The following is an 11446-nucleotide window of genomic DNA, read 5'->3' as shown; positions in this document are numbered from 1 at the left end:
CCCCTTTCCCCTTTCCCCCACTAACTCACGAAAGCGAACTACTAGGCTTCCTTTTTGTGGTAGATTTTGCCCTGATGATTTTCTGGCTATACTAGTGACTTCAACCGATTGACTAAAAGGAATTCAGGACTGAGGACTAGAGACTAGGTAATAATATTAAAAGTACTATTTTCCCATTCCCAATACCCAATTCCCTTTTTCAATCACATTAACACTACAAAGTAAATTTAGAACAATTAAACATCTTCTGAGTTAACACCTATGAAAGAAGAATTGATAGCCAGAGTGGTACAGGTCTTACGAATTAATATGAGTTGGATGACTTGGAATTTATTTCTGGCTTTTATACCTTTAGCTTTGAGTGTATGGCTATTTCGTATTAAGCGTGGCCGCACTTGGCTTTGGTGGCTAGGATTCTTAGTCTTCTATGCATTTTTACCCAATGCACCATATTTGTTGACAGATGTAATTCACTTGATAGATGATATCCGCACGATCCAATCAGTGTGGATGATTACTTTAGTACTAATTCCTGTGTATTTGTTAGTAATTTTTGCTGGTTTTCAAGCTTATGTAATATCGTTAATTAATTGGGGATACTATTTGCATCGCATCGGTAAAAGTGAATGGATTTTGCGGCTGGAATTGATTACCCATGCTCTGTGTGCAGTTGGTATTTATTGGGGGCGTTTTTTACGTTTCAATAGTTGGGATTTCATCACTCAACCTGATGCACTATTAACCAAAGGTGTTGAGGAAATTCTTGGAAAACAACCACTAGTAATTATTGCCATCACTTTTGTAATCCTTGTGGGACTCTACTGGATTATGAAACGAGTAACTTTAGGTTTTGTACTGCAACCGAAAAATGGATATGCTATCAAAACACAAGCGGTAAATTCCAATACTCCCAACACTTAATTATGTAACCATACCTACTTGGTGTTTTTTAAAATCAGTGTTGACTGTTGACAATAAACCGTTAATGGTCAACATTCAACAGTCAACAGTCTATTTTGACCACACAATTTCTACCTTGTGCTTTTGCCTGATAGAGTCCTTGGTCAGCAGCAGCAATTAAGGTTTCGGGAGATGATTGATTATGAGGAATGATTGTTGCCACACCCAAGCTGAGGGTAATGAATTCACTGACTTCAGAACTCGGATGAGGCAATTGTAATGCACTGATATTAGTTTGGATTTCTTGGGCAATTGCGATCGCTTCTTCGGCATCAGTGTTTGGTAAAATTACGGCAAATTCTTCTCCGCCATACCGAGCAACTAAATCAGCAGGATGTTTCACTGTCCGAGAGATTGTTTTGGCAACGTTTCTGAGGGCATCATCTCCTGCCAGATGTCCGTGAGTATCGTTATAAAGTTTAAAGTAATCGACATCACACAAAATCAAAGATAATGAGTTTTGCTCTCGTGCTAATCTTTGCCACTGTGCATTGAAGGTGTCATCAAAACAGCGGCGATTTGCCACTTGTGTCAAACCATCAGAAGAGGCAAGGCGCTGCAATTCTTGGTTTGCTTGCTGTAATTGGTGGTAAAGTTCTGATTGCTGAATAGCGATCGCGGCTTGACTTGCCAACTGATTAAACAAGTTAATCTCTGATTGCTGCCACAGTCTAGTACTGGAGCATTGATGAGCAATTAACAATCCCCACAAACGCTTTTGCTGTAAAATCGGCACTACAAGATTTGCCCGAATTTCCAAGCTCCGCAATAGTTGAACATGACACGGTGATAGTCCAGCATTTTCAATATCTTCCGTGGCTCTAGTATTACCTTGTTGGTAGTAAATTGCACCAGTGGATTGAAAGCATGTATCCATCACATGAAATCCCAGAATGGACATACACCCTTGTGCTAAGGACTCTACAGCAACTAAGCCACTCCAATCGTGATTAAACTGATAAATTACTACTCGGTCTACCTCAAACAGTTGTCTGACTTCATCTGCTGTGGTTTGCAAAATTTCATCTAACTCCAGCGATTGCCGAATGCGCTGGGTAACAGCTGCGACAATTCGCTCGAACTCGGTTTGGTGTTGGACGCGCTGCTCGATTTGTTGATGAAATGTTGATGCTACACTCAAGGTTAAGGCATCAAAATGAGGAGTTGTAGTGACAGGTACGGCATTAGGTTTGGCAATCAAATAACCTTGACCAAAGGTTGCACCTCGTTCTCGCAGCCAGTTCAGTTCTTCAATGCACTCAATTCCCTCGGCAACGGTTTGGATGTTTAACTTTTGAGTAATTTCTAGAAGTTTTTCAGTGATTGAGGCTTTATACAAGTCTTGATGTACATCTCGAATTAACTGCATGTCTAATTTGATAAAATCTGGACGTAATTGATGCAGCAAGTTCAAGCTGGAATAACCAGAACCAAGGTCATCAAGGGCGACTAAAAACCCACTATCGCGGTAGTATTGGAGTACGGCTTTGAGGTGGGCTAAATCTTGAGGATTGTCTGACTCCACCACTTCAAAGACAACTCTTTGATGGTGAATACCTGCTCTATCTATTGCTTCTACTGTACTGCGTAGGCAATAAACAGGGTCATAAAGTGCCGTTGGTGCAAAATTAATGAAAATGCACCCACTCACTTGATGATGGCTAAATTCTTCAATGGTGTTGAGGCGAGCAACTCGGTCGAGTTGTGGTAGCAGTCCGGCTTCGCTTGCTAACTCAAAGATTGATTCTGGTGGTACTAAATTGCCTTCTTCATCCATCCCTCGCAACAGCGATTCATATCCATAAATCTGGGATGTATCTTGAATTGAGACAATCGGTTGAAAGTGAGTGGTGAATCGTTCCTTCGCTAACATTTCCACTAACCACTCGGACTGACTGAACTTAATAAACCGTTGCAATGAGGCGATATCACTAAAATCTTGTAATTGGGGTTGGATAGCACCTTGAATGAAAAGAACTTGGGTTTCTCTTAATTCTCTGGGCGCAAGGAGTTGAGACAAGTTACGGGCAATTTCTTGAGCTTGTCCGGCTTTACAGTTCAAACTTAGACCTGGACGCTGGTGCATCAGTTCATACTTAATACCGAAGTTTTTCAAGTATGAGGTAACTTTTGTTAAGGTATGTGAAACGGGAAACCAAAGAAAGAACCTGCCTGCTTCCCCAGTCTCGCAGCGCACAATATTATGACAAGTACAAGTCTTGGAGAGAGGACATTTTTGGCTCATTGCTAACTACCTTGCTCAATCCGAATGATTTTATTATTCCCCTCAAACTTCTGATAAAAAATGAACTACAGTTGAAGTAGATGAAGATTTGATGAGAATTAAAAAGTTAATTTGCGAATGGCGTAATCAACTTGGATTAACAGGAATTATGCACCAAATAGTGATAACAAGATGATTGATTTATGTTAATTAGATGAATCTTTGAAAATTTACTAACTTATTTGGTTAAAGATAATATCAGAGACTATCAAAATTATCTGATGAAAATATCTTGATGAAATAAAATTAAGGCAAATCTCAAAGTTGGTATAGACATAAACAAAAAAACTGTCTCGATAGTTTTGAGTATTTTCATCAAAGAAGGGAATAGGGAATAGGGAACAGGCAACAGTTTTTCATATTTCCTGTTCGCTGGAGGGAGTTATAGACCCCTACTTCTATAAATAGCAAGTTTCAAGTGGGGTATAAATAAATACGTTTTGGTTAAAGGGTAAAGGGGAAAGGTTTCAAAAACATCCTTTACCCTTTACCCCTTAACCTTTTCCCAGACCACAAGGGAAGTTCATACTGCTTATCCGAACTGTATTAGGGTATAAATCCCCATTTGAAACACTGTGTTTCCTGTTCCCTATTTAACGAGATGTTTCTATTTTAATTTACGTCGTGCTGCTGCTAATATCAGGCGTTGTTCAGCACGCCCGATGGCTTGATACGTGCGCTCGATGGCTTCGGGTTCCACAGAAATGGAAGTTATGCCCCATTCTACTAAGCGATCGATAATTTCTGGATACAGGGCTGGTGCTTGACCGCAGATTGAACAAGGTATGCCAGCAGTTTTAGCCATATCAATTAATTGAGCGATCGCACTCATAACTGCTGGATGACGTTCGTTAAATACTTTTGCTAACTGTCCTTGTTCTCGGTCTACTCCCAACAATAGTTGGGTCAAGTCATTTGTACCAATGGAAATTCCTGCTACGCCAGCTTTGACATATTCTGGTAATAAAAACAGCACGCTTGGCACTTCTGCCATCATCCACAATTCAAATTCTGTTACCTGTGTTAGAAGAGCTTCCTCGACTTTGCGGCGACAAAAAACAAATTCTTCCACAGTCCGAACAAAAGGTAGCAGCAAATGAATGTTGTTATAACCAGATTGCTGTACGCTGGCTAAAGCTTTGAGTTCCAATTCAAACACACTGGAATTTTGCAGATAGCTAAAGGTGCCGCGTTCCCCTAACATCGATTGTTCAGAAGATTGTAAACTATTACTCAATGATGGTAAATCTGGCGATCGCCAATCTAAAGAACGATAAAAAACTGGTCTTGGTGCAAAGGCACGAGCAAACTCCATAATCTCCTCAGACCAACGCTCTAGCAATTGTGCTTGCCGTCCGCCTAAAATCCAACTCTGAGGATGTTGTCCGTCTAATATATTTAATATCATCAATTCTGAGCGTAGCAATCCTACCCCGTCAGTGGGCAAGCTTTTTACTTGCTCAATCAAGCTAGACTGACTCAAGTTAACCAGCAGTTTGGTAGCAATCATAGGTAGAGCAAAGGGGGATGAGGGGGATGTAGCTTTAGTTTCCCGCAGGGTGGGAGATGAGGGGGTATTTACTCTTCGCTCTCCCTTATCTCCCCCATCTTCCTTATCTCCCTCATCTCTGACTTCTCCTTTGATCCGATAAATTTCTCCTCTGTCGCCATCAAGCAAAAGTCGTTCCCCAGTTTGAATTAAGCTTGTGGCTGATGTTGCATTTACTACTGCGGCAATTCCTAATTCTCTGGCTAGAATTGCCGCATGGCTAGTTAATCCACCTTGTTCTGTAATAATACCAACAACATGTTGTAATAATGGCAACCAATCAGGTGTAATTTTTGGGACTACTAAAATTACACCTTTGGGGATTTGTTCGGGTTTTTGCTGAGAGTTGATGGTGACCAAAGCATTGGCTACAGTACGTCCGCCTGCGGCTGCTAGTCCTCTGATGAAGTATACGTGGGGGATGATGGATTGGGGACTAGTAACTTGTGTTAAATACAGCTTACTATATGTGGCTTGGCTGGCGATCGTCCATTTGAGAGTAAAAGTTTTACCTAGTTCTGCAACTAATTGAGTTGCCAACCCGATTATTTGTTGTAAATATTCTGGTTGTAAAGCGTACTGTTTTTGTTGGGCTTCTTGAAGTACGTAGGTTACCAGACAATTTTCCTCTGGTGTGAAGGCTGAATCTGCTAAAGGTTGGGAAAAAATTTTATGGGAAGGATGATTAACATCGTAAGCCAGCATTTTATTGCCGAGCTGTTGCTCTAGGATAATCCCAGTTTCATTTTGGATGTAATAGACATCTGGCAACACTTCGCCTTGAGCAATGGCAATTCCTAATCCCCAAGTGGCTTCAATTTCCCAACCAGAGGAGTTGGCTTTGAGCAAGCCACTGGCGATGGCATTTTCCACAGGTTGTACTAAAACTGCCAGATTAATTTGTTGTAGGTTAATTCCTGTGTGCCGCCAATACAATAAACTTCTGGCACGAAATATTTGACTCCAAATACCTTTTAATGCTGTAGCAATGGCGTCTTGTTGGCAATGGCAAAATACTGACTCAAGTAAGCCGGATACATTTTCCATAGGCTGAATACTATCGGCTATTGACAAACTCGGTCGAAAAATCAAACAACTTGTTTGCCATTCTCTTGCTGCTGTGAAAATTTTATTCACCCACTCTTGTGATACACTTGCAGTCAAAATTTCCTCGCGCAAACGTCCAGCCACCTGCTGAAGTTGACGCCAATTACTGACATCTAGGTGTAACGAAGAATAAGGTAAATCAGCAATTAATGATTCTGAACTGTTGAGATTTTCTAGAAATTGCCGCAAAGCTTCTGCCGAAACCACAAAACCAGGTACCACCGGATAGCCACGTTGGATAATTCTGCTTAAGTGAAACGCTTTGTCACCTACTTTGGCGCGGTCTTGTAGTTTAATTTGGTCTAGCCAGTAGAGTTTTTCCACTCAATTTGATTAGTTGTCAGTTATCTATTCGTAGCCACAGTACAGCCATTCCTGATTGAAAAATGCAAACCTACATTTATTGGTTAAAACAATATTTTTTTAGAAAAAATCCTTCAAAAAGTCTAAAATTGTATAATTATTGAATCCTAACCCATCGTATTCAGAATTGTGCATACTTTTTAAAAGCAGCTGGTGGGTTGCACAGCACCCGCTACAAATGAAAGAAACACTTGCTTTTTTTCCCACTCGTTACTCCCTAGTCTCCACTCCCCATGTTTCTTAAAAGATATATTACCAATTATCGTAGTAAATATAGTTATCCATACCAGAACCAACCTTGCCAAACACTTACTATCTTGCAACTAATGATTGGTTAAATATCAGTTTCCGACTATGCATAGCATTGCTGATTGGAGGAATTATCGGTTGGGAACGGGAAATTAGGCGCAAACCAGCTGGTTTAAGAACTCACATGCTGGTAAGTTTAGGTTCAGCTTTATTCACCATCATACCTCTGCAAACAGGTCAGTTACAGACTAGTCCTGATGCACTCAGCCGTGTGATTCAAGGAATTGCAACTGGCGTGGGATTTCTCGGTGCTGGAGAAATTGTGGGGCAATCTTCCCAGCCATCACAGCAATTGGAAATCAAAGGACTCACTTCAGCAGCGGCTATTTGGGTTTCAGCTGGTTTGGGAATTGCTGCTGGCTGTGGTTTATGGCAGTTGGGATTAATCGGTGGTATCCTGACTTTTTTAATTCTCAAAGTTTTTAAAGTGTTAGAGAAACATAATTAGAGCTTGCTGAATAATGGGATGAGTTAGGCTAACACGGGGACACGGGGACGCGGGGATGCGGGGACGCGGAGATTATGTCTTGATGCAAATTCTCAAATCATCCTGCAATTATGCAACGCCTAAAATCCTTATATTTCAAATTTTTCAGTGCTTAAACCCACATTCCGCACCGGAAAGTGTCATAGTCAGTAATTACGTAAAAAATAAATAAGAAGTATAAAATTAAACTATACTGAACAAAATTAGCATTTGAAAAACCATCAACTATGATTCCTATACTTGCATTGGAACTTGGATGAAGCCAGTGTAAAGTTCGCATGGGTGTATATGCGATCGCCAATAGAAACTTTTCATCCACCCAAAAATCCCACTAACACAGTGTATTTGCTGAGGTTTTACTCAAATTTAGACAATAAGCTGTATAGTGCATTCCTCACCTTGCTAGCAAAGAATATCACTCTTGCTGACTATTTCGGAATTTCAAGAGAAACAAGTGTGAGGTAACTAAATATCATACTTCAAAACAATTATGACTGCATCATTTACAAATGCCACTAACTTTTTAGCTGGGATAACTGCTATTTCAGCAGACATGGAAGGCGATCGCGCAGTTGACTTGGTGGCAGGTAATTATATACAGCCTGCTAATCAACTGGTTTTTATTGATTCACAGCTAGAAAACTACCAAAATTTGGTAGCAGGTGTTTTGCCTAATCTGACTGTTTTTGTCCTAGATGCCAACCAGGATGGTATTGAGCAAATTAGCCAAGTATTGGCATTGCATCAACAAGTTAGCAGCCTGCACATTGTTTCCCACGGCGCACCAGGGCGGCTTTATTTGGGAAACAGTCAACTGAGTTATGAGACGCTTCATCGCTACAGTTGGCAACTCATGGGTTGGGCTAATGCTTTGACTGCTGACGCACAACTGCTTGTGTATGGTTGTGAAGTTGCTCAAACACAGCAAGGCATGACATTTGTACGGCAATTAAGCGAATTGACTGGTGCAGTGGTAGCAGCCTCAAATCACTTAATAGGAAGTCACACATTAGGCGGAAACTGGAAACTGAATGTTTGTACCGGGGCAATTACTTCTGGTTTGGCGTTCCAAGAACAAGTAATGACAACCTACTCCTCAGTACTAGGAAAAGTAATTCTTGACACCAGCTTCAACACCACGGGTAAAGTTACTACTGACTTTAACGGCAATGATGAAGCTAGCTACGGCATCGCTGTCCAAGATGACGGCAAGATTCTAGTGGCTGGATATAGCAATAACGGCACTAATAATGACTTTGCCATCGCCCGTTATAACACTGATGGCACTCTCGACACCAGCTTCAACACCACTGGTAAAGTTACTACCAACTTTGGCAATAATGAGATTGGCTACAGCATCACCATCCAATCTGACGGCAAGATTCTGGTGGCGGGAGTTACCAATAACAGCATTGATGATGACTTTGCCATTGCCCGTTATAACACTGATGGTAGTCTCGACACCAGCTTCAACACTACTGGTAAAGTTAGTACTGACTTTAACCCCTCGAGCATCAGTAATGAGGGTGGCAACAGCATCGCTGTCCAAGATGACGGCAAGATTCTCGTGGCTGGATATAACAATAAAGGCACTGATGATGACTTTGCCATTGTCCGTTACAACACCAATGGTACTCTCGACACTACCTTCAACACCACTGGTAAAGTTGTTACCGACTTTAACAGTAGTAATGAGCGTGTTAACAGCATTGCTATCCAATCTGACGGCAAGATTTTGGTAGCTGGATATAGCAATAATGGCACTAATAATGACTTTGCCATCGTCCGTTACAACAGCGATGGCACTCTCGACACCACCTTCAACACTACTGGTATAGTTACTACCGACTTTAACGGCAAAGATGAAAGTGGCTACAGCATCACCATCCAAGATGACGGCAAGATTTTGGTGGTGGGAGCTAGCAATAACGGCACTGATAATGACTTTGCCATTGCCCGTTATAACAGCGATGGTAGTCTCGACACCACCTTCAATGCTACTGGTAAAGTTACTACCGATTTTAACGCCAGCAATGAGACTGCCAACAGCATCACCGTCCAAGATAACGGCAAGATTCTGGTGGCCGGATATAGCAATAACGGCAGTAATGATGACTTTGCTTTCGCCCGTTATAACAGCGATGGCACTCTCGACACCACCTTCAATGCTACTGGTAAAGTTACTACTGACTTTAACGGCAATGATGAAGGTGGTAATAGCATTACTATCCAAGATGATGGTAAAATTCTGGTGGCGGGAGTTACCAATAACGATACTGATTATGACTTTGCGATCGCCCGTTACTTGGTGAATCAATCTCCAGAGTTAGCGAATGAAATTCAGGATCGAGAAGCCACCGAAGATAGTGTTTTTAACTTCATTATCCCAAATGATACCTTCAGCGATGCAGATGCCGGAGATATCCTCACTTACACTGCAACTCTGGAAAACGATCAACTACTGCCCACTTGGTTGAACTTTAATCCTGATACTCTCACCTTCAGCGGCACTCCCACAAGTCAGGATATTGGTAGTCTCAACATCAAAGTTACTGCTCAAGATATTGCTGGAGATGAAGTCAGTGATGTGTTTACACTTGCAGTTACCGAGAAGAATTCTGCGCCGACAAATTTAATATTTAGCATTGTCAGCGACGATAATGATGATGACGATGACGAACAAAAAATTATCGGTTTTTTCACTACTATTGATTCAAACCAAGATGATAAACACACCTATAGCTTAGTGACTGGTAATGGTGATAGCGATAATGATGCATTTATCATTGAGGGGAATAGCCTCAAAATTAAATCTGATATCAACAAATCTAGTTATAAAATCCGCGTCCGCACTACTGACGTTGGCGGGCTTTCTTTTGATAAGGAATTGGATGTTAATGCTAGCAGTTTTGTCTCTACAAATATCCAGATAACAACTATTTTCCAATTGGTTAATATTACTCAGAATATCTTTACTGTCAAAAGTAAAGATAAGGGCGGTAAAGGAAAACTTTCCATTAAAATTAAAGCCAATAAATCCAAAGAAGTAAATGAACTGTGTGTATTTAATGTTGATGACGATGAAGGTAAGATAGATGGTATAGCCCCTGGTGCAGAAGGTTATACAAAAGCCGCTCTTTTACGTTCTAAAGTGATTTTCTGTTCCCTTGGTAATCTGCCTAATGGTTTTAATAGCGATGACCTGACAAGTATCTTAGAATTTGAGTCTAATACCAGACTTCGATTTTATATGGTATCTCAGACTACTACTCAAACTATACTGTCTGGAAAAGCTTCTTTCTCAAATGTTGTTTTTTCTTCGTCTACCAACAACAGCACAGAACAGGAAGGATTTTCTCTAAATTTCCAAAATTTAGTTTTGACAGTTCAAGCAACAAATCAAGAGATAACTTTAGGTACAAGTTTGCAAGGTAAAAAAGAAGGCGAACTGATTGATTTACGAAGTGTGACGAAATCAGTAAAAGCTGAATTTAAGGTTCATCGAGAGGCTGCATTTAACAATTGTGTTGGATTTTATCAAATTGCTGATGAAAGTGGTGGTATTGACACTAATAATGATGGCATAGCAGATATTCTTGTGGGACAAGCTGGTTACGCTGAAGCTGCTGTACGTCAGCGTGTTACAGGCATTGATTTGACAGTAACTAACCAAGGTACAGCTTCTCATAGTGGCACTTTTGCGGCTGGTTCCCTGTTTGCACCGTTTATTATTGTCAATGGGAAACCCGATGCATTTCTTGGTGATATTCGCAATAATAATCCCAAGGTTTATTTTGCATTCTTAGGCGCTAACGCTGACAAGAAAGATCACATTCGATTATTGGGAAATAACACCTTTGGTTTTGAAGATTTACCAAATGGTGGCGATAGAGATTACAACGATGTGATTGTGCAAGTCAAATTGACTGCTAATGCTGTGTAATATCAATTTTGGATTTGATATTTGGGATGTAGCTAGACTTTGATGATTTAAGGGAGTTCCAAGTAAAAAAGTATTCCACAGAAGACTGTTGACTGTTGACTGCTGACTGTCAACACTCAACAGTCAACGACCTAAAAAATCTGTTGTCATACTTTGACATCAAAACCTCTTTTCTTTCAGGAGAGAGGTTTTAAATTATACTAAATGAAAAAAATACGCAGTTTGATTTGATCGGAAAAATAAGGTTATTTGATGTATAGCAATTAAAAAAATTTGGATATATAGGACTCCTATTTAATTTGTGAACAAAATTCCCTACCCTTTAATTTTCTATAAACCTCTTGCCTTTTGCCTTTTGCCTACCTACATACGATATGTTTATAAATCAAATCGGACTGCTATATATTAATCTAGTAAATTTACTGAAGTCAGTCATTATCTTTC

General features: G+C 40.4%; 5 protein-coding genes. 3 read left to right on the top strand and 2 right to left on the bottom strand.

Features of this window, described 5'->3' with window-relative positions; all coding sequences use genetic code 11:
* Window positions 1–261 precede the first annotated feature (261 nt).
* Window positions 262–921 carry a DUF1361 domain-containing protein gene (locus GNE10_RS24635; RefSeq protein ID WP_185567488.1) on the top strand — a complete coding sequence of 220 codons (660 nt, stop codon included), beginning with the start codon at window positions 262–264 and terminating at the stop codon, window positions 919–921.
* A gap of 82 nt (window positions 922–1003) precedes the next feature.
* Here GNE10_RS24635 and GNE10_RS24630 read toward each other — a convergent pair whose 3' ends face one another.
* Together GNE10_RS24630 and GNE10_RS24625 are read right to left on the bottom strand one after the other, a co-directional pair.
* Entirely contained in the window at window positions 1004–3205 is a 2202-nt protein-coding gene (locus GNE10_RS24630; protein ID WP_185567486.1) for an EAL domain-containing protein, read from the bottom strand.
* A gap of 646 nt (window positions 3206–3851) precedes the next feature.
* Complete coding sequence (locus tag GNE10_RS24625) at window positions 3852–6224, bottom strand: putative PEP-binding protein (protein ID WP_185567484.1); 2373 nt, start codon at window positions 6222–6224, stop codon at window positions 3852–3854.
* A gap of 337 nt (window positions 6225–6561) precedes the next feature.
* Between GNE10_RS24625 and GNE10_RS24620 the strand changes: the two genes are divergently transcribed.
* Both GNE10_RS24620 and GNE10_RS24615 read left to right on the top strand, forming a co-directional pair.
* Entirely contained in the window at window positions 6562–7020 is a 459-nt protein-coding gene (locus GNE10_RS24620) for an MgtC/SapB family protein (RefSeq protein WP_099070687.1), read from the top strand.
* 529 nt (window positions 7021–7549) lie between these two features.
* Window positions 7550–11002 carry a DUF4347 domain-containing protein gene (locus tag GNE10_RS24615; RefSeq protein ID WP_185567482.1) on the top strand — a complete coding sequence of 1151 codons (3453 nt, stop codon included), beginning with the start codon at window positions 7550–7552 and terminating at the stop codon, window positions 11000–11002.
* Window positions 11003–11446 lie beyond the last annotated feature (444 nt).

Source organism: Nostoc sp. 2RC (genome assembly GCF_014222165.1).
Taxonomy (GTDB): Bacteria; Cyanobacteriota; Cyanobacteriia; order Cyanobacteriales; family Nostocaceae; genus Nostoc; species Nostoc linckia.
Note: the sequence above shows the minus strand (reverse complement) of the source record. Positions and strands in the feature narration are given on the sequence as shown.